The following is a 26,960-nucleotide window of genomic DNA, read 5'->3' as shown; positions in this document are numbered from 1 at the left end:
TTGTATATGTGGCACTCAAACAGATAATTTCAGACAATGGCTTCATTCACAAACAACACGGAACAGGAGAAAGAATATGACTTAGCGGCTTTTATCAGATTGTGATTGCGTTTTAGCGTTGATCAGATGTCGAAGGTTTCGGAGACTTTTATCCTCGGCCAAATGGGGATTGCCATGATTTGATCCGGCTCTGCGAACGCATTGTTTTAAATGGTTTATAAGGAGAACAAAATGGGATTTTTTGAGGATATTTTTGACTTGGTAGGCGAAGGCATCGACTGTGTAATGGACGGAGTCATTGCAGTAGGCGAGTTTGCCGAAGAGCATCCGGTTGCCACATCGCTGGCGGTGAACGTAGCCACGAGCGGTATGGCGGCATGGTCGAATGCAGGAACGATTGCCACTGTACTGGGCGGCACAGGCGTACTGGGAAATACGGCCACAACCGGCGTTGCCATCAGCTCGCTGTCCGGTGCTGCGGCAACCAATGCCTCGCTGGCCGCACTGGGTGGCGGCGCACTTTCAGTCGGCGGCGGCGGCATGGCGCTGGGTACAGCCGTTGTTGCAGGAACAGGGGCTGCGGTTGGCAGTGCGGCAGGAGGAATAATCGCCCATACGTTGACTTCACCGCGCGAATAATCCTGAAACCCCAAAAGACAACTCAAGAAAAGGAGAAAACATGAGCATCAAAACACCAAAAGACAACTCAAGAAACGGAGAAAACATGAGCATTAAAATACCAACCTTACCCTTCGGCAAAATGAATAATGTGATCCCCATGAACACGGGCGGCAGATTGCTGGGCTTTGCACAAGCCACCAACTTAATCGGAGCGATTGCCGAGTCCTACAACAGAACGCTGGACTACCGTACCGATATCAAACGGTTGGAAATGGAAGAATTGCGGATTGAAGAGCAAGCCCGACTCGCGCACGATGCCATAGACAAGAATTTCAAGCTGCAAATGGCGCATTTGTCAAACCGCAGGGGAGAAGCAATGGCGTGTTACGAGGCCGTGCACCGCGAGCTCTCATCTATTCACGACCAACGACAGACCGTGATGAAAATGGCAGAGGAAACACAAAAGGCTGCCCTTCGCCCTGAAACGTCACTCGAGGAGAAACGCCTGCAGCATGAGGCGGCATTACAGTACTTGAGTTGTTCAATAGAGTTGGGCCAACATGCAGGCAGACAATTAGAACAAGCCAAACAAAATTTGCCGCTCGTGGACCTTCAAAAAATTGCAATCTAAGGAGAAAAGCATGATTTGGGTATTACCAGTTTTAGCTGCCGTGGGTGTAGGTGCGTGGATTTATAACTCCGTCACCGAAGAAGAACAACAAGCTCAGCGCGATTGGCACAAAAAAAGCAAATCGGTAGAAAAAACCGTATCGAAACGCCGAAAAGAGATTGAGCGACACATCCGACAAGCGCAAAGCAGCTACAATTTTCATTACTTGGTGGAAATGCACTACTCATCAGTGCAAATTGCCAATGCTGCCTACAAGCTTTTGGACGATGCCCGAATCAGCCTGAGGTCCATCAGCACCATGCTCAACAACGTCAAACAGCAAAAATTGAGCCTGGAGCGCGATTTGGCTTTTGCCAAAGGGCAAAAAAACCGTGCAGCCATTATCCGGATCATCGAAGAGCTGAAACAAATCAATGCCTACCGCCGTGCCTTGTTTGAAGAAAAAGACAAACAAAAAGCCGAAAAAGACAATTTATATCAAGAGGTCAAACGGCTAAACCAGCAAACCGGCGAATTAAAGCAACACATTCGCCTACGTTGCGGCAACAAAGGGCAGACTTGGTTTTTGAATTTGGAACAGCGCAAAAAACAACGGAGTGCATAGCCATGACCACCCTCTACCTAGACCGCAAAAACCTTTCCCTGCGTGCAGACAGCAGCGCTTTGGTATGCTATGAAAATGATAAAAGAGTAGCGACCGTCCCGCTGAAAATCTTACAGCGCGTCTGCATCCGCGGGGATTTAACGCTATCGGCCAAGGTTTTAGGCAAACTGGGAGAGACCGGCATCGGCGTACTCATATTGAGCGGACGGCAAAAACGCCCTGCCCTCATGTTGCCCAACTGGAAACTGGACGGACAAAGGCGCATGGCACAATATGCCCTGTCGCAAGATAAAAGCGCAAGCCTTACCGCCGCCAGAAACACAGTCGCCGCCAAACTATCTGCCCAACTGCAACATTTGCAGCAAATGGCATTTTCAGACGGCCTGAACGCAGATTGCTTGAAAGAGCACAGCCAAGCCCTGTCCAATCTTATCGACACCCTTGCAAACATCAGCGACATCCCCGGCTTACGTGGCATAGAAAGAGCGGCCGCGGCACGCTATTTTGGCGCATGGGCGGCAATACTGCCCCAAAACTGGCAATTTTCAGGGCGAAACAAACGTCCGCCGCGCGGCCCGGTCAACGCCACCCTATCCCTCGCCTACACCCTGCTGCACTTCGACATCGTCAAACACCTCTACCTCAGCGGCTTGGATCCCTTTATCGGCTACTACCACCAGCCTGAACACGGCCGCGAATCGCTTGCCTGCGATTTATTGGAACACCTGCGCGGCCAATGCGATGCCTGGGTACTTTCCCTGTTTCATCAACAAACCCTGACACCTGCCGACTTTTCCACCACCGCGCAAGGCTGCATGATGAACAAAAACGCACGGCTCAAATTTTATCCGGCATACGAACAAACAGCGAAACAATGGAGAAAACACATCCACCGGCTCTGCACCGATTATTTAGCCGCCCTCGCCCAATACAGCGGCAAGCCGGAAATCCAATTAAGCGAACTCATTACATTGGAGTAAAAATGCGCCACATTATCGCCTACGACATCTCAGACCCGCGCCGCCTGCAAAAAGCACACCGCTATCTAATCCAGCACGCCATCCCCCTGCAAAATAGCATATTCCTGCACATCGGCAGCCGTGAACAAGCCCGGCAATGCTTTGAAGAACTATGCCGAATGCTCCATCCCAAACAGGATGACTTGCGCTTCTACCCACTGGCCAACAGCAGCATCATCCATACTTTGGGGCAAACCGCCCTGCCCGAAGGCATCATATTGGGCAACTTCGGCACACTGTAAACACCAACCTGCTTATATACCGCCTGCCGACTGATGAAAAACAAAATACAAATAAAGGATGGACAACCCGATATTTTTAAGCCTCAACCCGACAGCAGAGCCTGATTTTCAGACGGCCCCATCCGGCATTCCCAGCCTGCTTTGTACCAAAAACTAAAAACCGATCAAAAAACAAAAATAGCCTTGATGCAATATCAAGGCTATTTTGCTGTTTGCCGCAAGAGGGACAGGATAAACCATCCAACCGTTTCAGACGGCCTTGCTTTTAGGCCGTCTGAAAAACACTCGTCCCCAACGTTAGCAGGGCAAGTCTTCCGACGCATTGCGGCGCACGAATGAGAAACGAAAACGGGTCTTAATCCCCGATTAGTGGGGCAAGTCTTCCGACGCGGACTTGGCGCAGGATATGCGCAACATCGTGGCGTCTTAATCCCCGATTAGTGGGGCAAGTCTTCCGACGGTCGCTTGGACACTAAATTGGAAGTATCCAGTGTGTCTTAATCCCCGATTAGTAGGGCAAGTCTTCCGACTAAAAAAGCATTTTACCAAGCATTCCGTAATCTGTCTTAATCCCCGATTAGTGGGGCAAGTCTTCCGACATTGCGATGGTCATCATTTGCCTGCTCTTCGTAGCGTCTTAATCCCCGATTAGTGGGGCAAGTCTTCCGACGATTAACTCACCTCTGGGCCGCGAAACTGTGGCACGGTCTTAATCCCCGATTAGTGGGGCAAGTCTTCCGACCAAAGTGATTCCTGCAGTAGCACCTAAACCTTGGGTCTTAATCCCCGATTAGTGGGGCAAGTCTTCCGACCATCCAACTGGGTGAAAACTGGTTGCAAGTAGGCTGTCTTAATCCCCGATTAGTGGGGCAAGTCTTCCGACTTATCAATGGTGCACTACAAGGTAGGACATCTTACCGTCTTAATCCCCGATTAGTGGGGCAAGTCTTCCGACCAAATCGACGCGTATTGCTTCGACTGTGTACGTCGTCTTAATCCCCGATTAGTGGGGCAAGTCTTCCGACGCAGCAGCTCAACGCGCCCAAAACTTCCTTCAGGTCTTAATCCCCGATTAGTGGGACAAGTCTTCCGACGGTACAACGTGTGGAGTCTGTAAAGGCTGGTAAGTCTTAATCCCCGATTAGTGGGGCAAGTCTTCCGACAGGAAAATGGTACCTTTATGTAGATGTCTTGCCAGGTCTTAATCCCCGATTAGTGGGGCAAGTCTTCCGACTGTGCTGTTTGCATGACACGTGTAGTCGTCCAACGTCTTAATCCCCGATTAGTGGGGCAAGTCTTCCGACCCGAAGGAGGCAGCTAAAGTTTTAGCTTTCTCGGTCTTAATCCCCGATTAGTGGGGCAAGTCTTCCGACACACTCTCGTCAAGGAAGTAGAACGTCTCGAAGAGTCTTAATCCCCGATTAGTGGGGCAAGTCTTCCGACTTATCCTGATTTTGAATATGACTCTACTGTGGTGTCTTAATCCCCGATTAGTGGGGCAAGTCTTCCGACCTTCGTCGTCAACCAATACGTCTTGCTTGCGGTCTTAATCCCCGATTAGTGGGGCAAGTCTTCCGACACACCTCGTACCGCACCCTGTACCTGACCCAGTAGTCTTAATCCCCGATTAGTGGGGCAAGTCTTCCGACGCGTAGTGACGGGTTTCAGTTTCGTATTCTACGTCTTAATCCCCGATTAGTGGGGCAAGTCTTCCGACTGCACTCAATTAAAAAATTTCATTATTTTCAAAGCTCTGCATAGTTAAGAAATGTTAGCATTTTTCTTAATAAACAAAGACATTAATTAACGAAATATTAACTAAAAAGAGCAGCCGAAAGACAGACTTTTCGCTATCCGTCGGAAAACTTGTATTGCGAATTATAGCCGTGTACTCCGTATTCGACAACGCTTTTTAACTGTTTTACGGCTTTAGGCCGTCTGAAATGTTCGGGCTCAGACAAAGACGAAAATCTATTCGCCGCGCAGCTTCGCTAAGATGGGTTTCAGATCTTTTCCGCGCTTGTCGGTCAGCCATTTCGCGTATTTTGTCATCATCTTTTTGACGGCAAACGCAACGGCGATTTCGGCTTTCTGCTCTGCGCTCAAATCGGGGCTTTCTGCGGCAGTTTGTAGGGCTGCCTTCCATTCTTGATAGAGTTTGTCGTGTGCTTGGTTGCCTATGATCTTGTTTGGTTGCTCCTCCATTCTTTCTTGCCATGTTTGGATAAACTGCTGATGCGCGGGCATGGCGGCAAGCTCGGCGGCTTTTTGTTGCGCGGCCAGGGCTTGGTTTTGTGCTTCTTGAATGTTGCGGATGCTTCGTTGTGCTTCTTCGGCTGCTTCTGTGAAATAGCCGTAGCCGGATGCGGTTTTGCTGCCTGCGCCTTGTGTCCGCAAGGCTTGAATCAGTAGGTTTTGGGCGTATACAGCCCATGCCTGCGCGCCCGGTGCGCTTTCGATGACGAAATAAAAGCTGCCTTGTGTGGCGATTTGCTGGTTGGGAATGGGGGATTCCATTTCGTCGGCTTCAAGTTGTTTGCCGTTGTAGTAGTCTTGGTGGTGGGTGGTAATGATTTCTGCGGCAAAGGGCGGGGTGTTGGCAGGGATGAACCATGCGTCGTGCCAAACGAGTGCGCCTGACTTCAGACTGCCTGAGTCGCTGTCGTCGCCGAACAATACGGTCAGATGGGATTCATCCAATCCGATGCTTTCGGCATGGCTGCGGGCGATACCTTTGACGGACGAGCCTGCAAGGAGCGGCATGCCGTAGGTATGGCTGGTGCTGATGCCTGTTTCCAGTGCGCCTGCGCTGTTGAGGCCTGTATAGAGCCTGCCTGAAATGCTGGCGGCAAGCGTGGCAAAACGGCCGGTATCGGAAGTGGCCTGCACCCAGCGCGTAAAGGCGAGCGCGTACAGGCTGTCTTTTTTGGGCGCGGGAATTTTGACGATTTTTTGAATCAGGTCTGCTTTGGCTTGTTTGTCGTCTTTGTCCCACTCGGTCAGGCCGCGCTGCATGAGCAAACCGGCGTGTGCGTCTTTCAGGTCGTCCGGAATAAGTTTTTTCAGGCTTTCCCGCATGAGTGATATGGTCATGATTATTCCCCTTGTTCGTCTTTGGGTTTGGGCAGCAGGGCTTGGGTGTAGCGCTTGAGGCTGGAAGCTGCTTCCAAGGCTTGGCGGGAAAGAAGTTGATAGTGCGATAAGTCTGCTTCTAAGATTTTTTTGTGCAGGCTGTCTTTGTTTTCGCCCAACAATTCGGCAATGTGTGCCAATAGGAGCAGGTGCTCTTCTTTGCCTTTGGCTTGTAAAAAGCCGATGGCTTGGGCAAGCCCTGATTGCAGGATCATGGTGGGGAAATTCAATACAAGTGTACGGTATTCTTTGACTTGCTTGTTGCTGTCTTTGACTTTTTGAATCAACCCAAATGCGCGTTGTGCATATTTTTGCGAACGGATGTGTTGCATGTTATTCCCCTTTTGTCAGGCCGTCTGAAAGTACGAGACGACAAAGGCCGCGTCCGACTGTATGCTTACCGCCAATCTGGATTTGGGTTTCGCCTGCGGGAATCAAGGCGGAAAGCTCGTCTGCGCTTTTGGCATTGCGGCTGTGGCGCGATTTGTCGATGGCTAAAATGCCGTACAGTACGCTTTCGGCCGGCAGGTTTTCTTCCGACCAGAGTGCGCCCTCTTTGACGATGCGTGTTTCGCGGTCAATCCTGATGCGCATACGGATTTCGGTCGCGGTATCGGCTAAGAAGGAGAATGTGCTGTCGGGCAGGATAATGAAGCGTTGGCAGAGCTGTTCGCGCCATGCTTGATAGTCTGCGGTGTTTTCGGGGTAAACGGCGGCGGCAATGTGTTCTGCCCATTGTTTGGCTTCGGTGCCAGTTTCGCTGCCGATGTCCAAATCTTCCAATGCAATTTGACTGCTTGAAACGCGCAATACGGTGTTTTCCGGCACGGATGCGCTATCTTTTAAAGCGGGTACTTTTGGGATTCCCGACAACATGCCGCGTACATCGCGAGCATAACGTTGCAAGATAAAGGGACAAGTGGCAAAGGCGACTGTTCCTGCAAACGAGCGGATCGGAAGCAGCAATAGATGTGCATCGCCAAAAGCGGCGGCGCTGGCATGAATATTTTCTTTATCGGCTTGGCTGTCTGCGCCAAACAGAGCTTGAATGTCGTCTTGGTTTAAGTGCCATTTTTCTTTGGCTTCATCACGCAATACGCCTTTGAGCGCGCTGCCGGGGACGAGTGGCAGATTGGTGGCGCGGCTGCGGGCAATGGGCAAGTCTACTGCGCCGATGCCTTGACCTGTGCCGACGTGGAGGGCGGATAAGGCATGTAGGTGAAAAATTCGGGTATTCATTTTGTTTTCCTTGTGTTTTAAATATGAAATAGGGAATCAGGCCGTCTGAAAATCAAATGCTCTGCCACGGACCGATCAATCCAATACCGAAGCCGTCGCGCCGGTCTTGTTCGTTGTCGCTAAATGATTGCCATTGGGCTTGGGTAAGCTCCGCCGGGTTGCCATTTTGTATTTCAAACCAATACACTGCGCCAGCCGAAACGGCTTTTCGCATGGCTTTCGGGGCATGCTGCTGTAAATCCCAACCTGAAACGGGCAGCCAACGGTCTATGGCGGCTGAACGGAGCTTAACTTGCAGGTTGGTATGCGGGAGTGTGCCTGTTAAGGTTTGGCTGTCCAACCAGCCAGGCAGCCAGCCTTTTTCAAACAAGGCAGGCGTCAGCAAGGTGAGCGTCAATCCGTTTGTATAGGCGTATTCGGGCTGTTTGAACACGTCGTCTGAAATTTTATTCAGTCGCGACAGTCTTCCTTCTCCGCCAAAACGCACTACGCTGTTATCTTGTAAATCGGCTACGGTACGGATCATAAAACCATAGCGGTAGCTTTCCCAACCCTGATGATGCTTCTGAGCCGATTCGGCAAAGTCGTAAGCGGCTGTTTGAAACAAACGTCCGTCTTCGGCTGCAAGCGTTTTTCGGTCTATGCCGACATGGGTACGCGTTTCAATCGGCAGAGATTGTGCGCCGCGTTTGTTTACATCGTCAAAGCCCAACTTTTCTCCCTTATGCCAAGCCAGTATGTCTGCCAAATCCCAATATGTTGCCCCACTTTGAGGTTTGCCTTTAATCGGCGATTGGATTTGTACGGACAATAAATCGGCATTAGGGAAATCCGCCGCTGTATCGCTGCCAAAGGCTTGCGGCGCAAGGCGGACAAGTTCGATTTTATCTGTCTCTTTGTTTTTCAAATACAAGGCGTCGGCAGGTTTTGGCAATAGGATTTTCAGGCCGTCTGAAATGTCCTGTTTTGCTAAAAAGGCGCCCTGTACGGCAATTTGACGTAATTCATCGACTTGTGCGTCTGATAACTTAGCCCGATTGCCTTGTGCTTTGCCGTCCCAATCGCAACCGTTTTGCCGCATGATTTGCGTGCGTACCAAACCTGCTGCTGCGGAGGGTAATGGAAATTGAATATCATCGGTATCCGACTGCGCTCCAAACGGTTTGCCGCTGCGGAATACCAACGGCGCAAGTGCGTCTAAAAAATAGCTGTTCATGATTGCGCCTCCTGTCCTAAATCGTTTTGTGTTTTAGCTGCAAGCCAGCGGGCAATAATTAACTCGGTGGCGAAGATATTGAGTGCGCCGGCGTGTTCGCTGCCAAGTTGTCGTTGCAACTCATCCAGTCGGGCTTTCAACTCTTTCTTTACATCGTCTTTCAATTCACCACCCGACATATTCCGCGCCCTATCCAGCATTCGGGTAAACTCGGCTTGGCGGATATTTTGGTGCAGTTCGGAGGTTAAATCAGCGGATTTCGGAAAATCCGTACGCATAAAGATATCGCGACTGTCGTAGGCAATACGGCTGCTGATTTCTTTCTTCTGATACCGGTTTTGCCATTTTTTAAATGTTGCCAAACCTGCTTCATCACTCCATTGCACACGCCAATCGCTGTCCGAACCTGAACGCACGGACAGGGTAATGCCCAGCGCATTACGCTGCCGATTGGCAGGATAATTGTCGCCTTTTGCCACTTTTTCTGCGTGTTTTGCCAAACGGCGTACATTGCCAAGGGGGGTACTGATGTGACAAATGGCCAGTCCAACGGACAAGGTTGGCGTTTTTTCTGCTTTCAAAACATCTGACACTTTTTTCAGGCTGTCTGAAAATGCTTGCCGTAATGCATCCGCGCAATCAACCGCCTTATCCAGCGCAACAAAGCCCAATACATCGTCGCCGCCTGCATATACGCATTGCGCCTGAAAGTCACGCATTTTTGCAGGTACACTTTCAGCAAATGAAGACAACGCCTCGGTAATCATTTGATGTTCTTCAATTGTCTTTGCCCTATCCAGCAACTCGCCCATGCGGTCGCCGTCTGCCAGCAACATCGCCCAGTAGCTGCATGGTTCACCATATTTGTGCCAAATCGGTTTTAGGACATTTTTCAAATCTGATAATTTTTTCGATGCATCCGCGCTGTTTTTATTGTCCGACAAAATCGCATCCAAACGGTTTCGGTACAGCAGTTGTGCGTCAAACGGAAAATCTGCATAAACACCTTGATTGCCTTTTACGCGTGTTGCTAAATTCAGCGCAATCAACGGCTCATATGTATCACGAAGTTGGCTTAACTCATTTTCAGGCAAATCTTGCAGCCAAGCATCTGCTGCCACGCGTGTAACAGGCGTAAACTGCTCGCTATTTCCTCCCAAACGCTTCATAATCCCTACACAATCCAACTGCTCGGATAGGCTCAAGCCAAGCTTGCGTCTTGCCACATCAGACAAGTCGGCATCGCCGTTTACTTTTTCCAGCAATACGGTTTCACGTGCGCCATCCAGTGAGGATTTAGGCAACATAAACCGCTTATCCCAAGCATCAGCCGCATGCACAGGCGTAAAATCGCGTGTTGCTTTTCTCGCTGCCAAAGCTGATGCTGTATGTTGGCTTGCATCCGAATAACCTTTTTCGGTTATCTTTGCCCATGCAGCCTGGATTTCCAAATAATCCTTAATTTGCATCTGCCAAATTTCATCGCGTAAAGCTGCGTTCAAATCTTGTCGCGCCTGACGCGCGATGGTTTCAAACCGTGACTGCGCCGCTGCTTTTGCCTGTACAACCAAACCGCGTACTGCGGCATCATCAACTGCATCAACTTGCACTTGAATTTTGTTGCCGACTGAAAAATTATCATCCATCCTGTCACAAGGTTCTAAACGGTCTTTGGTCGCCTCGTCCACAAACGGAAACACCATCTGCGCTCCGGCTTCAAACAAACTCTTTGCAGTTGCCTTTGCTATTTCTGACAGCAACCAAGAACCGCTCCATAAATCCCGACTCCGTCGAGCCGAAGCAATGAATCCCTGCACAGGACCGATGGATAGGGTTAAAACATATTGAGTCATTTCAGTTTTCCTCTTTTTTTTATTTCGCAAAATAATTCAAAAACGCATCAATTGGATTACCACCACCATTTTCACTTAACGGCCTAATCTGCCGCGCCTTACTTTCTGACCACAATGTTACTGAATGTCCACTTCCCTTTTTTTGTTTTTTTTCTAATAACTCAACAGAAACATTTAAAACCTTATCCAAAGGGAGACTCAATGCGGCAGCCTGAAAACCTCCCTTGCCATCCCCAACAGGGCGAATAATTAAAGGGCTGGCCATACGTTCCTTATATTTAGGCTGTAACGTTGTATCTGCTGGCTCATCACTGCCAACAAAATGAAAAATAATCGGCATACCGAATACGCCACGCGCAAATAAATCTCCGGCAGGATGTTCCGGCCTGTGCCGGTCAGAATGTGTTCGCGTTATACGACGGATTTCATCAGGTTCCGCCCAACGGCTGCGACCGGCAGGTTTCGTCGTATCAGATGAAGGATGATTCCGCCCAACACCTACACCTTGCCGAAAATCACGCAATCGTTGAACTGCGTCTTTCCAAGCTACTAAAGCATGATTAGTACTTGAGCGTAATACCAGCTTGCAACCCGCCTGCATTACCTCATCAATACTCAAAGGCTGCTTGAAAACAGGATTAGAACTGTCCTTAACCATAAATGCACCGCATCCGCGTCGGGTACGTGCACCAATCCCTCCAAAATTTACCCACCAGCGTAAGGTTTCCAAAACCTGTTGCCTATCTATTTCGTTTGCCTTTTCGCTCAAACGCCATTGCAAGGTCCAAGTCAAACCCTCTTTAATCAATAACGTTTTTTCACGTTTTTCCTCACTATCCATTGGAAACAAAACATAAGCATAAGGTTTTAAATCATCACTCTTACTCTTCGAACGTACTTTTTTATCTGAAGGTAGAGACGAATCCAAGCTGCCTTTAAAATAAGAAATCTGTTTAACATTTAATACATCAAGCACACGCAAAAACACCAAACTCGCAGCAGCTTCTTCACCGATACCTCCCCACAAACGAAACTCCGCCTCACGCAAATTTTTTTCTTTCAAATTCCATTTTTGCCGTGCCAATAACCTCCACCAAAAGCGTAACTGACCACGAATCGCTGTGGCACGAATGGGCATCAAAACATCAGGCACAGTAGCCTGAATACCACCGCCATAAATAGGCGTAATAAGCTCACAGTGAATTTCCTGCCATTTTTCCTTGCTTTCAGGCAATTTTTCCGTTGGTGCGAAATCGGGGATTAGCAAAGCCATTTTCTTATCCTTTGTTATTCAATCAGCAAGTTACTTTTATATCAGAAATAATTAAACTTTGCATCATGCACAAATTTGTAAATATAAATTACCTATCCAAATACTAAAAACTTTTATCTAATAATTGAATAGATTGCCTATTTTCTTTAGACAAAAAAATTCTCGAACTACCCAATACTTATTTTAAAAACCGAAGTGATCTTTGATAAAAAAGAAATAATAGTAAAGCCACCAAGAAACCGGTGAACTACTGACACTTGATTTTATCTACTCTTGCTAAGACTTTACTTGAGTATGCAGCTGAATAGTTTAATTACAAAGAAACTTTTTAATCACTCAATATGGTTAAATCATAAAATTTTAGAATTAAATAGCAAATGGCAATCAAATAAATCAACTTGATAGAAATAGATTATTTAGATATATTTTATTGAAATAAATGACTAGAAATAGATAAATCTCTTGATTCAACAGACAAAATAAAAATCCCTTACTGTACATAGTACACAGTAAGGGATTTTTAGAATTTTGGCACGCCCACGGGGATTCGAACCCCGGTTGCCGCCGTGAAAGGGCAGTGTCCTAGGCCTCTAGACGATGGGCGCGTAACCGAAGCGCGAACTATACAGAAAGCCTTTTCTTCTGTCAACGCCTTTACTGCATTTTTAAAGATGCTGCCGATTTCCGTATGTTATTTTCCCTGTATAATGCTGGTTTTAATAAAAAGGAAAACTCGCCATGTGGTTTAAGCAAATCAGTTTTTATCCGCTCAACAAAGACAATTTGCCCGAATTGGAAGTCCTTGCCGACAAATTGGCGCAATCCGAATTTGCCCATTGTCAGGGTTTGGACTGGTTTAGCGAAGGCTTTGCCACTCCGGTTTCCTTTTCGCCCGAGCTGGTTTTCCCTGCCGATTACACTTGGCGCGTTGCTCTGAAAAAAGAAGAAAAAGTCCTGCCTGCCGGCGTTATCCGCGATATTTTGGATGAAAAGGTTTTGGAAATCCAAAACAACGAAGCGCGCAATGTCGGCCGTAAGGAAAAACAAGAGCTGAAAGAACAGATTACTGACGACCTGCTGCCCCGTGCCTTTACGCGCAGCAGCCGCACACAGGCGATTTTCGACGTGCGCCATGGTTATCTTTTGGTCAACAATGCCGCATCTGCCAAAGCGGAAAATATCCTGACCAAACTGCGCGAAGCCTTGGGCGGTTTGGAAGCAGCCCTGCCCAACACCAAACAATCGCCCTCCTCCCTGATGACCAGCTGGCTGCTGCAAGGCCATTGCGAAGGCGGTTTTGAATTAGACAGCGACTGCGAACTCAAAGGCGTAGGCGATGTTGTCCCGGTCGTCAAAGTTTCCAAACAAGACCTGACCGCCGATGAAGTGGTACAACACGTCAAAAATGGCAAAACCGTTACCCAACTTGGCTTGGTATGGCGCGAACAAATCGCGTTCATCCTCACCCAAGACTTTACGCTCAAACGCATCCAGTATCTGGACGTGTTGCAAGAAGAAGCCGAAAGCAACGGCGACGATGCTGCCAGCCTCGCCTTTGCCTCGCAAATCCTGATGACTGAAGCCATCAGCACCATGTTAGAAGAACTGGTTTCTTATTTGGGCGGCTGGCAAGAGTAATTTTTCAGACGGCCTTTCGATTGGGAATATCAAAGGCCGTCTGAAATATAAATAGAAGTATCAGAAAGGATGTCATGATGTTGGGCGCAGTCATCGGCGATATTGCCGGATCACGATTCGAGTTTGACAACTACCGTCATACCGATTTTGACATTTTCAGCCCCGACAGCAACTTTACAGATGACACGATTTGCACTGCTGCCATTGCCGATTGGGTTTTACAAGGCTGCAACGATAATTTAGCCTCTATTTTACAAGGCTGGTGTAGGGCATATCCCTGTCCAAAAGGCGCATATGGCGGCCGCTTCTCACAATGGATAGAATGGAAAGATCCAGAACCTTATAATAGCTGGGGCAACGGCTCGGCCATGCGTGTTTCTGCCGTTGGTTGGGCATTTGCAACATTGGAAGAAACCCTGCATTTTTCCGAACAATCCGCCATCGTAACGCATAACCACCCGGAAGGCATTAAAGGTGCACAAGCTGTAGCTGCTGCCATATTTTGGGCGCGTACCGGTATAGGCAAAGCGCAAATCAAAGAAAACATTACACGGCAATTCGGCTACGACTTGAGCCAAAGTTGCGACCAAATCCGCCCGCATTATCATTTCAACGAAAGCTGCCAGGAAACCGTACCTCAAGCGATTACTGCCTTTCTTGAAAGCGATGATTTTGAACACGCCATCCGACTGGCGGTTTCCCTGGGCGGAGACAGCGATACCTTGGCAGCCATTACCGGCAGTATTGCCGAAGCCTACCATGGTATCCCTGCATCCATGCGCGAACACGCTTTAGCCATATTGTCACGCCGTATTGCTGAAACCTTGCTGACTTTTGAATCCCAATATCAGGCCGTCTGAAACTGCCTGCAAAAAGGAACAATAATGATGAAATACCTCGCCCTACTTCCCGTCGCCTTCATGCTGGGTACGCCTGCCATTGCCGAAACCATCAATCCTTATCAGGAAAAAGGTTGCGTTTACGATGGCGATGTCGGCAAAGACGGCAAACCATCCGGCAAAGGCACATGGAAATGCCAAGACGGCCGCAGCTATGTCGGAGCCTTTAAAGACGGCAAATTTGACGGCAAAGGCGTATATACCGTTTCCAGCAACAGCGAAACCTTTATCGAACCTTTCTCCTCCAACAGCGCCAAATTACGCAATATGACGCTGGAGGGCGTGTTCAAAAAAGGCAGGGCGCACGGAAACTTTACCGCCTCCCAAAACGGCACACCCGTCTTCATCATGAAATGCGAAGACGGTATGATTAAAGAAGTCAAACTGGCTAAGAAATCTGCGTCCAAAACCAAATAAACAGCCTTTCAGACGACCTTATCCGGCTTTTAGGCCGTCTGAAACATCAATTGACAAGCCTGTCTAAAGGCTGTTGTGTTGATTTCAAAAAATTTCCAAACAACCCTTACCCCAGGACAACCACCATGAGCATTAAATCCGACAAATGGATACGCCGCATGGCCGAAGAACACGGCATGATTGAGCCGTTCGAGCCCAACCAAATCAAAGAGGCCAACGGCCAACGCATCATTTCCTACGGCACATCCAGCTACGGCTACGATATCCGTTGTGCTAATGAATTTAAAATCTTCACCAACATCAACAGCACCATCGTCGACCCGAAAAACTTCGATCCGAAAAACTTCGTTACAGTCGAAGACGACTGCTGTATCATTCCACCCAACTCCTTTGCACTGGCGCGCACAGTCGAATATTTCCGCATCCCGCGCAACGTCCTGACTGTCTGCTTAGGTAAATCCACTTACGCACGCTGCGGCATCATCGTCAACGTTACCCCGTTTGAGCCAGAGTGGGAAGGCTACGTTACGCTTGAGTTTTCCAACACCACCCCCCTGCCTGCCAAAATCTATGCCGGCGAAGGCGTGGCTCAAGTCTTGTTCTTTGAAAGCGATGAAGTCTGCGAAACTTCATACAAAGACCGCAACGGCAAATACATGGGACAAACCGGTGTTACCCTGCCTAAGACTTAATACACAAAATAAAAAAAGGCCGTCTGAAATTTCAGACGGCCTTTTATCATTTCATTTAGAAACGGCGTTTCAACTTGCAAGCCTGCAAGATATGAACGGCAAGTTCTTCCACTGATTTATCGGTTGTATTGGTAAACGGTACACCGTGGCGTTTGAACATATTTTGCGCATCAGCAATCTCGCTGCGGCAAGTATCGATTTTGGCATAGGTCGAATTAGGACGGCGTTCCTGACGGATAGCCTGCAGACGCTCAGGCTGAATGGTCAAACCGAACAGCTTGTCTTTATAAGGTTTGACCATACGCGGCAAATCGGTCGATTCCAAATCATCGGGAATCAATGGATAGTTTGCGGCGCGGATACCGTATTGCAGGGCCAGATAGAGACAGGTCGGCGTTTTACCCGAACGGGACACGCCCATCAAAATCACATCCGCTTCCTGCAGGTTTTTATCGCTGACGCCGTCATCATGATTCAGTGAAAAATTGACCGCCTCCATACGCGCATCATAGCGTTGAGTATTGCCGATACTGTGGTGCCCCTGCCGGGCAGCAACTGCCTCCGTATTGAGTTCCTTTTCCAAAAGACCGAGAAAGGTTTCAAAGAAATTAATATGGAACGCATTGGCTTTCTTGATGATTTCACGGATTTCGTCATTGACCACACTGACAAAAGCAATCGGGCGCACACCGAATTTTTCAGCTGACTGGTTGACTTTGTCTACAACAGCACGCGCTTTTTCAGGCGTATCGATAAACGGATAGGTATGGCGTTTGAACTCAACATTGCCAAATTGGTTCAGCAAGGCTTCACCGATATTTTCAGCGGTCAGGCCGGTTCGGTCGGAAATATAGAAGACTTGGCGTGGATCAGTCATAATGAATCCTCTTGAGGGTAACGTTTCAGACGGCAATCATAGCAGTTACAGCCTTTGCAATAAAGCGATTCCCGACAGATTACACAGGATTACAACAAATTTGAACAATTTTTAAATTGGCATAAAATTTTATTTTTTTCCATTTTGTAGAATTTTATTCTAATATTACAAAATAAATCTTGTTTATTAAATTTATTAACTTATTTTGTTTTCCATATTTAACAAGAAGATAACACGTAAAAACAAGAATCTGATATTCACATTTCAGAAGGCTACACGCCTGAAAAGCACAATATCACAGACGAATTTGTGATTTTTAAAAAGATAAAACACATGACAGCCATCAAACGAATGGCTACAATAAGCAGGCGGATTTGTTTCTTTTTTAACATTTTTTGGATTGGATTGGACACACAAATGGCCGAAAACTACGTTATTTGGTTTGAAAACCTGCGTATGACTGACGTTGAGCGAGTGGGCGGTAAAAATGCCTCTTTGGGCGAAATGATCAGCCAACTGACTGAAAAAGGCGTGCGCGTTCCCGGCGGTTTTGCAACCACAGCCGAAGCTTATCGTGCTTTCCTGGCTCACAATGGTCTGAGCGAGCGTATTTCCGAAGCCCTGAAACAACTGGATGTTGAAGACGTTGCCGAGTTGGCGCGCGTGGGTAAAGAAATCCGTCAATGGATTTTGAATACTCCGTTCCCTGACCAGCTGGATGCTGAAATCGAAACAGCTTGGAACAAAATGGTTGCCGATGCCGGCGGTGCGGACATTTCCGTTGCCGTACGTTCTTCCGCAACAGCAGAAGACTTGCCGGATGCTTCTTTTGCCGGTCAGCAAGAAACCTTCTTGAACATCAACGGCTTGGAAAACGTTAAAGAAGCCATGCACCATGTATTCGCTTCCCTGTACAACGACCGTGCCATTTCTTACCGTGTCCACAAAGGCTTCGAACACGACATCGTTGCCCTTTCTGCCGGCGTACAACGCATGGTGCGCTCTGACAGCGGTGCCTCCGGTGTGATGTTCACCATCGATACCGAATCCGGTTACGACCAAGTCGTTTTCGTTACCTCTTCTTACGGCCTGGGCGAAAACGTCGTACAAGGCGCGGTAAACCCTGACGAATTCTATGTATTCAAACCTACTTTGAAAGCAGGCAAACCGGCTATCCTGCGCAAAACCATGGGTTCAAAACAAATCAAAATGATCTTTACCGACAAAGCCGAAGCCGGTAAATCTGTAACCAACGTCGATGTACCTGAAGAAGACCGTCAACGCTTCTCCATTACCGACGCCGAAGTTACCGAGTTGGCTCATTACGCGCTGACCATCGAAAAACACTACGGCCGCCCAATGGACATCGAATGGGGCCGCGACGGTTTGGACGGCAAACTCTACATCCTGCAAGCCCGTCCTGAGACCGTGAAATCCCAAGAAGACAGCAGCCGCAACCTGCGCCGCTTCTCCATCAACGGCGAAAAAGTTGTCTTGTGCGAAGGCCGTGCCATCGGTCAAAAAGTTGGCCAAGGCAAAGTACGCCTGGTGAAAGATGCTTCCGAGATGGATTCCGTTGAAGCAGGCGACGTACTCGTTACCGACATGACCGACCCGGATTGGGAACCGGTGATGAAACGTGCTTCCGCCATCGTGACCAACCGCGGCGGCCGTACCTGCCACGCAGCGATTATCGCGCGTGAATTGGGTATTCCGGCTGTTGTAGGTTGTGGCGACGCTACCGATCTGCTGTCTGAAGGCCAAGAAGTTACTGTATCTTGTGCCGAAGGCGATACCGGCTTCATCTACTCCGGCCTGCTGGACGTACAAATTACCGATGTTGCTTTGGACAACATGCCTAAAGCCCCTGTCAAAGTGATGATGAACGTTGGTAACCCTGAATTGGCATTCAGCTTCGCCAACCTGCCTAGCGAAGGCATCGGCTTGGCACGTATGGAATTCATCATCAACCGTCAAATCGGTATCCATCCTAAAGCCTTGTTGGAATTTGACAAACAAGACGACGAATTGAAAGCGGAAATTACCCGCCGCATCGCTGGCTACGCTTCTCCTGTCGACTTCTATGTCGATAAAATCGCAGAAGGTGTGGCAACTTTGGCTGCTTCGGTTTATCCACGCAAAACCATCGTCCGTATGTCTGACTTCAAATCCAACGAGTACGCTAACTTGGTAGGTGGCAGCATCTACGAACCGCACGAAGAAAACCCAATGTTGGGCTTCCGTGGTGCAGCGCGTTATGTTGCTGACAGCTTCAAAGACTGCTTCGCACTCGAGTGCAAAGCCTTGAAACGCGTCCGTGACGAAATGGGTTTGACCAACGTCGAAATCATGATTCCATTCGTCCGCACTTTGGGTGAAGCCGAAGCTGTTGTCAAAGCCCTGAAAGAAAACGGTTTGGAACGCGGCAAAAACGGCCTGCGCCTGATCATGATGTGCGAGTTGCCAAGCAACGCTGTATTGGCAGAACAATTCCTGCAATACTTCGACGGTTTCTCCATCGGCTCTAACGACATGACCCAGCTGACCCTCGGCCTCGACCGTGACAGCGGTTTGGTATCTGATTCCTTCGACGAGCGCAATCCTGCCGTTAAAGTGATGTTGCACTTGGCAATCTCTGCCTGCCGCAAACAAAACAAATACGTCGGTATTTGCGGTCAAGGCCCGTCAGACCATCCGGACTTTGCCAAATGGCTGGTTCAAGAAGGTATCGAAAGCGTATCGCTCAACCCTGATACCGTGATTGAAACTTGGCTGTATTTGGCTAACGAATTGAACAAATAAGTTTGATGAGACCAAAATCCCCTGCCCGTTTATCTCGGCAGGGGATTTTTATTGCCTTATTCAATGCCGTCTGAAAGAACTTTCACGTTCTTTTACCTTTTCAAAAAAGTCCCCTTGCATCAAAAAGATATAGAAATATTCAGCCTTATCTACAAATTCTCAATGGTACTATATTGCCTTTCCGCATTTTATCCCATGCCTTTTGAGTGAACCTTTTTCCACTCTTCCTATCTATCATATACAGTATAACGATACATTTAGAAACAACCCATGAATACAACCTTTATTTCCACCTTTCAGACGGCCTTAAAACGTCTGGCCCTCATCAGCACCATTGCCGTCTTAGCAGCCTGCGCCGGCAACAATACCTCTTCCAACCGCGCCGTACCCGACGGCTACTACAAAGTCCGCCCCGGCGATACCCTGACCCAAATCGCCAAACGCTACGGACAAAACGTCAATACACTGGTTGCATGGAACAATCTTCCCAACGCCTCACAAATCGAAGTCGGTCAAGTATTGCGCGTCCGCCGTCATGTTGCCTCCCGCAATACTGCTACGCAGCAACGCCAAGCGACCGCCGTTACCCCGATCAACCGGTTAAGTTTGCAATGGCCGACCGATAACGCCTCATCTTCCATTATCCAACGCTACAACGGCACAACCAGCAAAGGCATAGATATTGCAGGCACACAAGGCCAACAAATCCGTTCTGCCGCAGCCGGTACCGTCATCTACGTTGGCGAAGAAGTCCGCGGCTACGGCAAGCTGATTTTAATCAGCCACAACGACTACACCATTACCGCCTATGCCCACAACGACACGCTTTTAGTACAAAAAGATCAAAAAGTCCAAGCCGGCCAAGTTATCGCCACCATGGGCAGCAGCGATTCAGACAGCGTCAAGCTACATTTTGAAGTTCGTCTAAACGGCAAAGCAGTCGATCCCCTGCCTTATTTGACCAGAACAAATTAATGTCCCAATCAAAAGGCCGTCTGAAATACTATTATTTCAGACGGCCTTTTGATTATCTTGCTATAACAGCTATTTCAACAAAATCTTTTCCTATTTAACTTATGTTGATTGAGTGTAAACGCCGTTATACAATAACAACTCTTTTTAACATTCCATTTCAGGTGTCCTAACCGTATCCTTGCAACCGCATTCTTGTTTGCATCTGCATTTGCCAGCGCGGATGTCCATATTGATGAAAGCATTCCTTACCGCGATAAAGAAGAAATCGATACCCGTATTGTTTCCGAGTGTTTAGAAGTGGGCAGCATCATGTCCAAATCTTTGCAAGAAACTGCAGCCAAAAGCGATGTAACGGTTGTCCGTGACGGTAAAAAACAAGGTACATACGCAGATATCGCCATTACTTCCGCCATGAGTGCAGGCAATGCCTTTATCGGCCACGCCAAAGGGATGGCTGTTTCTGCTACTTTGTATGTTGACGGTAAACAAGTCGGCAAAAAAACCTTTACCCGCAACTCTTCCGGCGGCATGTTTGGCGCTTATAAAAGCTCTTGCGCCGTCTTGAACCGCACTTCTAAAGTATTGGGTTCAGATATTGCCCAATGGGTGGTCCGCGAACAAAAAAATGCTCAAGACAAATAAAACCCCAATTTGATATAAAGGCCGTCTGAAAAACCGTATTTCAGACGGCCTTTATATTTTCTATTTCTCTAGAAACAAAGAAATAAATTATCCATTAATCATTGTCAGAAATAGAGAATTTTATTTCCAACGCCCTTGATTTTAGAATATCCACCCTCAATTATTAAAACTATAAGAATTTTGTATATGAGCAGTCAAAGGAATAACATGGCAGAAAAAAACTATTATGAAATACTGGGCGTTGCCAAAGATGCGGATGAGGCCGAAATCAAAAAAGCCTACCGAAAACTGGTGCGCAAATACCACCCCGATGTCAGCAAAGAACCTGACGCAGCCGAACGTACGGTAGAAATCAACCGTGCCTACGAAACGCTTTCCGACAAAGAAAAGCGGGCCGAATACGATGAAATGTTGGTTAATCCTTACGGACGCAGCGCCGGAGGCAATCCGTTCGGTCAAGGCGGCAATCCGTTTGGCAATGGATTTAACGGTGGCGGCTTCCACTATGAACGTCATGAAGGCGAACCGTTCGGAGCGGGAGACTTCAATTTTGAAGATCTGTTTTCATCATTCCGCCAATCCCACACTCGTTCCGAGCAACCCCGCGGCCCAATAAAAGGCGAAGATCAACATGCTGAATTGAGTATTGATATTTACGCAGCGTATGTTGGCGCAGAACGTAGCATGACTTTGAATGTGCCGACTCTAGACGAATACGGACGTGCGGTTTATCAAAATAAAACCCTCAACGTCAAAATCCCCAAAGGCATTGCAGAAGGCCAACAAATCCGTTTGGCCGGTCAAGGTTTGCCGGGATATAACGGTGGAGAAAACGGTGACTTGTACTTAAAAATCAAGTTCCACGACCAACCTGATTTATACGTCAAAAACAGGAAAGACGTATATCAAACAATAGATGTCAAACCTTGGGAAGCCGTATTGGGCGGCAAAATCATCGTCCCTACCGCTTCAGGCCGCTTACAGGTCAATCTGCCTGCCAACAGCCAAAGCGGTAAAAGCATCCGCCTCAAAGGCAAAGGTATTCCTGCAAAAGAAGCCGGAGACCTTTATCTCAATATCCGCATTAATGTTCCGCCAGTAGAGAGCGAAGCCGACCGTGCCGCATGGGAAAAATTGGCCGAACACTTTGCCGCGAAACAAGCATAAGAGAAAGGATAAATTATGATTCAGTCCTCCGATGTTACCCTTACTTTTGAAGAAATTGTTGCCGCCAGCCGCTGCCGTCGCGATTGGCTGTTGGAACTTATAGCAGAAGACATCATCAGCATCGATGGTGCGCCCGAAAAAAGCACCTTCAGTGGTTTTCATCTTGCCCGCATCCGTCGCGCACAACGCTTAAGCCGTGATTTTGAAGCCGGCATTCCCGCATTGGGGCTGATTATGCGGCTGTTGGACGAGGTGGAAGAACTCAGAAAAATACAGCGTCCGCTGGTACTGCTCGAAGAAGAGTAAATATTAGCAAGTTGTTCGCTTAAATATTGATGGCAAGACAAAGTTTTTGATGTTTATTGATATTTCACAATAAAAGGCCGTCTGAAAATATTTTCAGACGGCCTTTTTATGCCTTCATTAACAACAGCGTCCGCCGTTGCCGCCGCAACGGCGTTTGCGGCAGTAGTCTTGGAATTGCAGCTCGGTCATGACCGGCGCGTTGGGATTATGTTTGCGCTGGCGGGCAACGTAGTTTTCATAATCTGGGACACCGGCCATCAAGTTCGCTGTCAACTTGATGGTTTTCCACCAAGATGCGAGCTTATGCTTCACTTTGAGCCTCCGGCTGTTTACCGTCGCGGTACACTGCTGGAATTTCTTTAGCAGTTGGCCAACCGACTTTGCGGGCTTTCATGGCGGTACGGAAACCGTACACGGCGACAATCACGACAACTGCCAAGAACAAAGCGGTCAAACCGGCATTGATTTGGTCGTTGAAGATGATTTGTGACATTTCGCCAATGTCTTTAGCTGGAGCAAGGACTTCGCCTGAAGCCAAGGCATCGCGGTATTTGCCTGCGTGAGCCAAGAAGCTGACGCGTGGGTCGCTGTGGAACAGTTTTTGCAAACCGGCATAGCAGGTTACGAACAATACGCCGACAGCAGGAACCAAGGTTACCCAAACATAGCGGTCGCGTTTCATTTTCACCAATACAACGGTACACATAATCAACGCTACGCCTGCCAGCATTTGGTTGGCGATACCGAACAGAGGCCAGAGCGAGTTGATGCCGCCCAGAGGGTCGGTTACGCCGGTATAGAGGAAGTAACCCCACAATGCCACTGCAAAGAATGTGGCAACCAGGTTGGCAGGGATAGAGTCGGTGTTACCGAATGGTTTGTAGAAGATACTGCCCAAGTCTTGAATCATGAAACGGGCAACGCGCGTACCGGCGTCAACGGCGGTCAGGATGAACAAGGCTTCAAACAGCAAGGCAAAGTGATACCAGAACGCCATCATGGCTTCGCCCGGAATCAGACGGCTCATGATGTGCGCCATACCGACTGCGAGGGTTGGCGCGCCGCCTGCGCGGGACAGAATGGTGTTTTCGCCCACTTCTTTAGCAGTGTGCAACAAGGTTGCGGCATCAACAGGGAAATTCAGTTTGGTGGTGATGACTTCGGCAGCAGTGTTGGCATCTGTACCAATCAGCGCAGCCGGGCTGTTCATCGCGAAGTACACGCCTGGATCAAGCGAAGCGGCGGCAGCCAGCGCCATAATGGCCACAAAGCTTTCCATAATCATGCCGCCGTAACCGATCATGCGGACGTGGGTTTCGTTTTCCACCATTTTTGGCGTAGTACCGGAAGAAATCAGCGCATGGAAGCCTGAAACCGCACCACAAGCAATGGTAATAAACAAGAATGGGAACAACGCACCAGAGAATACTGGGCCTGAACCGTCAATAAAGTGGGTAACTGCAGGCATTTGCAGAGTCGGGTTAACAATAACGATACCCAAAGCCAAAGCTGCAATCGTACCGATTTTCAGGAAGGTAGACAGATAGTCGCGCGGAGTCAGCAAGAGCCAAACCGGCAATACGGAAGCCACGAAACCGTAAATCATAATCGCCCAAGTCAGCTGAATGCCATCAAGGTCGAACCAGTGACCAAAGGAGCTGCGGGCAACATCTTCACCGTAAATCACGGCCAACATCAGCAAAATAAAGCCGACGATGGAAATCTCGCCGATTTTGCCCGGACGGATATAACGGGTATAAATACCCATAAACAGGGCAATCGGCATGGTTGCTGCGATGGTGAACGTACCCCAAGGGCTGTGAACCAATGCTTTCACAACGATCAGCGCCAACACTGCCATAATGATGACCATAATCATCAAAATACCGATGGACGCAATCACGCCGGGAACAGTACCGAGTTCTTGTTTCACGATATCGCCCAAAGACTTACCGTCACGGCGCATGGAGACGAACAAGACCATCATATCCTGTACGGCACCGGCAAACACCACGCCGAAGATAATCCACAAAGTACCGGGCAGATAACCCATTTGTGCTGCCAATACAGGACCGACCAAAGGACCTGCGCCGGCAATCGCGGCAAAGTGGTGGCCGAACAGTACGCCTTTATGTGTGGGCACATAGTCCAAGCCGTCATTGTGGCGTTCAGCCGGAGTCAGACGGTTAGGATCAAGCTGCATCACACGGTTGGCAATGTAAAGACTGTAAAAACGGTAGGCAATACAGTATACCGAAATGGCGGCCGTAACCATCCAAATCGCACTGACCTGCTCGCCGCGACTGAGGGCCAAAGTGGTAAAGGAGGCCAGGCCTACCAAAACCACAATGCCCCAAATCAAAAATGATTTGAGCGATTTCATTGATTTATCCTTAAAACGTGATACACGAAAGCTGGTTTTAGCAACAAACTGCCTTCATGCGCTTTAGAAAGACCAATCATTTTAGTCTTTATAGATTTTATGAGTGAAATGTCATTTCAACCCGAATTCGACAAAAAACAAAATGATTAGTTCGCCCGTAAGGTTAACACAAACAGACAATATACCCTTCATTTTTTACTTCAAATCCAAATATTCCTTAACATATAGCAAACGCAAGGCCGTCTGAAAACCCAAAAATTCAGTTTTCAGACGGCCTGATAAACGGTCAATGCTATAATCCGACATTCCCATTTCTTCTATATTGCCATACCATGCAAAACAACGATTCCGAAACCATGCGCCTCTCCAAACGCATGGCGCAATTAGGCTTATGCTCGCGCCGCGAGGCAGACAGCTACATCGAGCAAGGCTGGGTCAAAGTCAACGGCCAAACCGCCGTACTCGGTCAAAAAGTCACCGAGCGCGACCGCATCGACCTCGACAAACAAGCCCATGAAAAACAAGCCGCGCGCGTAACTATCCTGCTGAACAAGCCCGTCGGCTACGTCAGCGCGCAGGCAGAAAAAGGCTATAAATCCGCCGCCGAACTCATCACAGCCGACAACCATTGGGAAGGCGATGACAGCCATATCCCTTTCAGCGAAAAACACAAATTCGGCTTAGCCCCTGCCGGCCGCTTAGATATCGACTCCGTCGGATTGTTAGTACTCACTCAGGACGGCCGCATTGCCAAACAACTGATTGGTGAAAACAGCAGCAGCGAAAAAGAATACCTTGTCCGCGTCCGTGGCAAACTGGACGATAAAGGCCTCGCCCTACTCAACCACGGCTTGAGTTTGGACGGAGAAAAATTGCGCCCCGCCAAAGTCGAATGGCAAAACGAAGACCAGTTGCGCTTTATTTTGCGACAAGGCAAAAAACGCCAAATCCGCCGCATGTGCGAACTGGTCGGCCTGCGTGTCGTCGGTTTGAAACGCATCCGCATGGGTAAAGTCAAACTCGGCAGACTGCCGCCGGGCAAATGGCGTTATCTACGCGCTGACGAATCGTTTTAATTGCAGCTAATAAAAAGGCCGTCTGAAAACACATTTCAGACGGCCTCATCTTTTACTGCTTACTCGATATAAGTAAACTTCGCACGTTTGATATTGCAGAGAATTTCGTACGGAATCATACCGGCAACTTCGGAAACTTCATTGATATTAATCACATCGCCCCAAAGCTCGACTTCCGCGCCCAAGCCCTCTTTCGATGCTTCCAGCTCAACCGTAATCATATCCATAGATACCCTGCCGATAATACGGCTGCGTTTGCCATCCACTGCCACAGGGGAATTAGTGGAAGCGCGACGCGGATAACCGTCGGCATAGCCGCAGGCAATCAAACCGACACGGGTAGATTTGCTGGTGTAGAACGTTGCGCCGTAGCCAATCGGAGAATGCGGTTGCAACACGCGCTCGCCGAAAACACGGGAAGTCAGGCGCATAACAGGTTTCAAACGCTCATCCACGCCGCCGAAAGGCGAAATACCATACAAGGCCAGACCGGCACGTCCCCAATCGCGCCGCGCTTCAGGCACGTTCAAAATCGCGGCGGAATTCGCCAAGCTCTCTTCGCCTTCCAAACCCTCACACGCCAAATCAAACGCTTCAAGCTGCATTTCGGTCATGCCGTTTTCCGGTTCGTCCGCGCAGGCAAAATGGCTGAATTTCACAATGTTTTCAACCGATTCGGATTGTTTCAATGCAGTATAGGCGGCGGCATAGTTATGCGGAAAGAAACCGGCACGGTGCATACCCGAGTCCATTTTCAGCCATACGGTCGTCGGACGTTGCCACTCATGATGCACAAACGCCTCCAACTGCCATTGGCTACCGATTGCCGGCCACAAATCATAACGGTCAACATCCGCATATTCCGCAGCCTCAAACACGCCTTCCAACAAAACAATCGGATTTTTAATGCCGTTTTGACGCAATTCCACGCCTTCATCTACCGTTGCCACCGCAAAGCCGTCGGCAATATCCGCCAACGCGTGTGCACATCTGACCGCACCATGCCCGTAAGCATCGGCCTTAATCACGGCCAACAATTTATTGCCATGCAACTCTTTGAGAAAACGATAATTTTGACGTAAATTATCCAAACGGATTTGCGCATTGAGCGGACGCATAATGTATTCCTCTTATCGGCATTCCGTTTCAGACGGCCTGCCCTATTACTTTGAAGTAAATATTATAGGTCAAAAACTACACAGGATTCCATGAAATACACAAGAATAATCTATTCATATTTTAGAACTCATGCGCAC

Annotated in this window: 25 protein-coding genes, 1 tRNA gene and 1 CRISPR repeat array; of the genes, 15 read left to right on the top strand and 11 right to left on the bottom strand. The window is 48.5% G+C overall.

Going from position 1 to position 26,960, the window contains the following annotated elements:
* Positions 1 to 231 precede the first annotated feature (231 nt).
* Genes CYJ98_RS01635 through cas2 form a run of 5 tightly spaced genes read left to right on the top strand, consistent with a single transcriptional unit; the run spans position 232 to position 3,117 of the window.
* A complete protein-coding gene (locus CYJ98_RS01635; protein WP_101755035.1) occupies positions 232 to 639 on the top strand; it encodes a hypothetical protein in 408 nt (135 codons plus the stop codon).
* Positions 640 to 679: 40 nt separating this feature from the next.
* The gene (locus tag CYJ98_RS01630) at positions 680 to 1,252 is read left to right on the top strand and encodes a hypothetical protein (RefSeq protein ID WP_101755034.1); all 573 of its coding nucleotides are present in this window, start codon (positions 680 to 682) and stop codon (positions 1,250 to 1,252) included.
* Positions 1,253 to 1,262: 10 nt separating this feature from the next.
* Positions 1,263 to 1,856: a hypothetical protein gene (locus tag CYJ98_RS01625; RefSeq protein ID WP_101755033.1), complete on the top strand. Its 594-nt coding sequence runs from the start codon at positions 1,263 to 1,265 to the stop codon at positions 1,854 to 1,856.
* Between the two features lie 2 nt (positions 1,857 to 1,858).
* The gene (gene cas1 / locus CYJ98_RS01620; RefSeq protein WP_101755032.1) at positions 1,859 to 2,836 is read left to right on the top strand and encodes a CRISPR-associated endonuclease Cas1; all 978 of its coding nucleotides are present in this window, start codon (positions 1,859 to 1,861) and stop codon (positions 2,834 to 2,836) included.
* Between the two features lie 2 nt (positions 2,837 to 2,838).
* Positions 2,839 to 3,117, top strand: a complete 279-nt coding sequence (gene cas2 / locus CYJ98_RS01615; RefSeq protein ID WP_070591185.1) for a CRISPR-associated endonuclease Cas2 — start codon at positions 2,839 to 2,841, stop codon at positions 3,115 to 3,117.
* 352 nt (positions 3,118 to 3,469) lie between these two features.
* Positions 3,470 to 4,834: a CRISPR direct-repeat array (repeat unit 36 nt; unit sequence GTCTTAATCCCCGATTAGTGGGGCAAGTCTTCCGAC).
* Positions 4,835 to 5,088: 254 nt separating this feature from the next.
* On the opposite strand, the gene CYJ98_RS01610 is transcribed toward cas2, so the two are convergent.
* The 7 genes from CYJ98_RS01610 to CYJ98_RS01580 all read right to left on the bottom strand — a co-directional run bounded on the left by CYJ98_RS01610 (position 5,089) and on the right by CYJ98_RS01580 (position 12,435).
* Positions 5,089 to 6,210 (bottom strand): type III-B CRISPR module RAMP protein Cmr6, encoded by a 1,122-nt coding sequence (locus CYJ98_RS01610; RefSeq protein WP_101755031.1) that lies wholly within the window; start codon positions 6,208 to 6,210, stop codon positions 5,089 to 5,091.
* A 2-nt stretch (positions 6,211 to 6,212) separates the two neighbouring features.
* The gene (cmr5, locus tag CYJ98_RS01605; RefSeq protein ID WP_101755030.1) at positions 6,213 to 6,581 is read right to left on the bottom strand and encodes a type III-B CRISPR module-associated protein Cmr5; all 369 of its coding nucleotides are present in this window, start codon (positions 6,579 to 6,581) and stop codon (positions 6,213 to 6,215) included.
* Between the two features lies 1 nt (position 6,582).
* Positions 6,583 to 7,488, bottom strand: coding sequence for a type III-B CRISPR module RAMP protein Cmr4 (gene cmr4 / locus CYJ98_RS01600; protein ID WP_101755029.1), 906 nt, complete (start codon positions 7,486 to 7,488; stop codon positions 6,583 to 6,585).
* A 52-nt stretch (positions 7,489 to 7,540) separates the two neighbouring features.
* Positions 7,541 to 8,704 (bottom strand): type III-B CRISPR module-associated protein Cmr3, encoded by a 1,164-nt coding sequence (gene cmr3 / locus CYJ98_RS01595; protein ID WP_101755028.1) that lies wholly within the window; start codon positions 8,702 to 8,704, stop codon positions 7,541 to 7,543.
* Positions 8,701 to 10,557 (bottom strand): type III-B CRISPR-associated protein Cas10/Cmr2, encoded by a 1,857-nt coding sequence (gene cas10 / locus CYJ98_RS01590; protein ID WP_101755027.1) that lies wholly within the window; start codon positions 10,555 to 10,557, stop codon positions 8,701 to 8,703. Before cas10 ends, cmr3 begins: the two co-directional genes overlap by 4 nt.
* A 19-nt stretch (positions 10,558 to 10,576) precedes the next feature.
* Positions 10,577 to 11,830, bottom strand: coding sequence for a type III-B CRISPR module RAMP protein Cmr1 (cmr1, locus tag CYJ98_RS01585; protein WP_101755026.1), 1,254 nt, complete (start codon positions 11,828 to 11,830; stop codon positions 10,577 to 10,579).
* 529 nt (positions 11,831 to 12,359) lie between these two features.
* Positions 12,360 to 12,435: transfer RNA gene (locus CYJ98_RS01580), tRNA-Glu, on the bottom strand.
* 133 nt (positions 12,436 to 12,568) lie between these two features.
* On the opposite strand from CYJ98_RS01580, the gene CYJ98_RS01575 reads away from it, so the two are divergent.
* From CYJ98_RS01575 to dcd, 4 genes are all read left to right on the top strand, one after another.
* A complete protein-coding gene (locus CYJ98_RS01575; RefSeq protein WP_101755025.1) occupies positions 12,569 to 13,468 on the top strand; it encodes a recombination-associated protein RdgC in 900 nt (299 codons plus the stop codon).
* A gap of 77 nt (positions 13,469 to 13,545) precedes the next feature.
* The gene (locus tag CYJ98_RS01570; RefSeq protein ID WP_101755024.1) at positions 13,546 to 14,328 is read left to right on the top strand and encodes an ADP-ribosylglycohydrolase family protein; all 783 of its coding nucleotides are present in this window, start codon (positions 13,546 to 13,548) and stop codon (positions 14,326 to 14,328) included.
* 24 nt (positions 14,329 to 14,352) lie between these two features.
* Complete coding sequence (locus tag CYJ98_RS01565) at positions 14,353 to 14,784, top strand: hypothetical protein (RefSeq protein ID WP_063068879.1); 432 nt, start codon at positions 14,353 to 14,355, stop codon at positions 14,782 to 14,784.
* A gap of 125 nt (positions 14,785 to 14,909) precedes the next feature.
* Positions 14,910 to 15,476 (top strand): dCTP deaminase, encoded by a 567-nt coding sequence (dcd, locus tag CYJ98_RS01560; protein ID WP_003680541.1) that lies wholly within the window; start codon positions 14,910 to 14,912, stop codon positions 15,474 to 15,476.
* Positions 15,477 to 15,531: 55 nt separating this feature from the next.
* Here the strand turns inward: dcd and CYJ98_RS01555 are convergent, their stop codons facing one another.
* Positions 15,532 to 16,353: a pyruvate, water dikinase regulatory protein gene (locus CYJ98_RS01555; protein WP_036491303.1), complete on the bottom strand. Its 822-nt coding sequence runs from the start codon at positions 16,351 to 16,353 to the stop codon at positions 15,532 to 15,534.
* Positions 16,354 to 16,770: 417 nt separating this feature from the next.
* Here CYJ98_RS01555 and ppsA point away from each other — a divergent pair, with 417 nt between their 5' ends.
* The 5 genes from ppsA (at position 16,771) to CYJ98_RS01530 (ending at position 22,245) form a co-directional block, all read left to right on the top strand.
* The gene (ppsA, locus tag CYJ98_RS01550; RefSeq protein ID WP_101755023.1) at positions 16,771 to 19,155 is read left to right on the top strand and encodes a phosphoenolpyruvate synthase; all 2,385 of its coding nucleotides are present in this window, start codon (positions 16,771 to 16,773) and stop codon (positions 19,153 to 19,155) included.
* A 270-nt stretch (positions 19,156 to 19,425) separates the two neighbouring features.
* Entirely contained in the window at positions 19,426 to 20,130 is a 705-nt protein-coding gene (locus tag CYJ98_RS01545; RefSeq protein WP_070837453.1) for a peptidoglycan DD-metalloendopeptidase family protein, read from the top strand.
* A gap of 192 nt (positions 20,131 to 20,322) precedes the next feature.
* On the top strand, positions 20,323 to 20,772 hold the full coding sequence (locus tag CYJ98_RS01540) for a hypothetical protein (RefSeq protein ID WP_244169015.1): 450 nt from the start codon (positions 20,323 to 20,325) through the stop codon (positions 20,770 to 20,772).
* A gap of 207 nt (positions 20,773 to 20,979) precedes the next feature.
* A complete protein-coding gene (locus CYJ98_RS01535; RefSeq protein ID WP_101755021.1) occupies positions 20,980 to 21,939 on the top strand; it encodes a DnaJ C-terminal domain-containing protein in 960 nt (319 codons plus the stop codon).
* A 15-nt stretch (positions 21,940 to 21,954) separates the two neighbouring features.
* Complete coding sequence (locus CYJ98_RS01530) at positions 21,955 to 22,245, top strand: chaperone modulator CbpM (protein ID WP_003747441.1); 291 nt, start codon at positions 21,955 to 21,957, stop codon at positions 22,243 to 22,245.
* 117 nt (positions 22,246 to 22,362) lie between these two features.
* On the opposite strand, the gene CYJ98_RS01525 is transcribed toward CYJ98_RS01530, so the two are convergent.
* Both CYJ98_RS01525 and CYJ98_RS01520 read right to left on the bottom strand, forming a co-directional pair.
* Entirely contained in the window at positions 22,363 to 22,557 is a 195-nt protein-coding gene (locus CYJ98_RS01525; RefSeq protein WP_003747442.1) for a YbdD/YjiX family protein, read from the bottom strand.
* Entirely contained in the window at positions 22,547 to 24,628 is a 2,082-nt protein-coding gene (locus CYJ98_RS01520; protein ID WP_101755020.1) for a carbon starvation CstA family protein, read from the bottom strand. Before CYJ98_RS01520 ends, CYJ98_RS01525 begins: the two co-directional genes overlap by 11 nt.
* Before the next feature lie 332 nt (positions 24,629 to 24,960).
* Here CYJ98_RS01520 and CYJ98_RS01515 point away from each other — a divergent pair, with 332 nt between their 5' ends.
* The gene (locus CYJ98_RS01515) at positions 24,961 to 25,704 is read left to right on the top strand and encodes a pseudouridine synthase (RefSeq protein ID WP_101755019.1); all 744 of its coding nucleotides are present in this window, start codon (positions 24,961 to 24,963) and stop codon (positions 25,702 to 25,704) included.
* Between the two features lie 59 nt (positions 25,705 to 25,763).
* Here the strand turns inward: CYJ98_RS01515 and alr are convergent, their stop codons facing one another.
* Positions 25,764 to 26,822 carry an alanine racemase gene (gene alr / locus CYJ98_RS01510; protein ID WP_003684912.1) on the bottom strand — a complete coding sequence of 353 codons (1,059 nt, stop codon included), beginning with the start codon at positions 26,820 to 26,822 and terminating at the stop codon, positions 25,764 to 25,766.
* Positions 26,823 to 26,960: the final 138 nt, after the last annotated feature.

Origin of the sequence: Neisseria perflava (genome assembly GCF_002863305.2) — a bacterium.
Taxonomy (GTDB): Bacteria; Pseudomonadota; Gammaproteobacteria; order Burkholderiales; family Neisseriaceae; genus Neisseria; species Neisseria perflava_A.
This window is presented reverse-complemented; position numbering and strand designations above follow the sequence as displayed.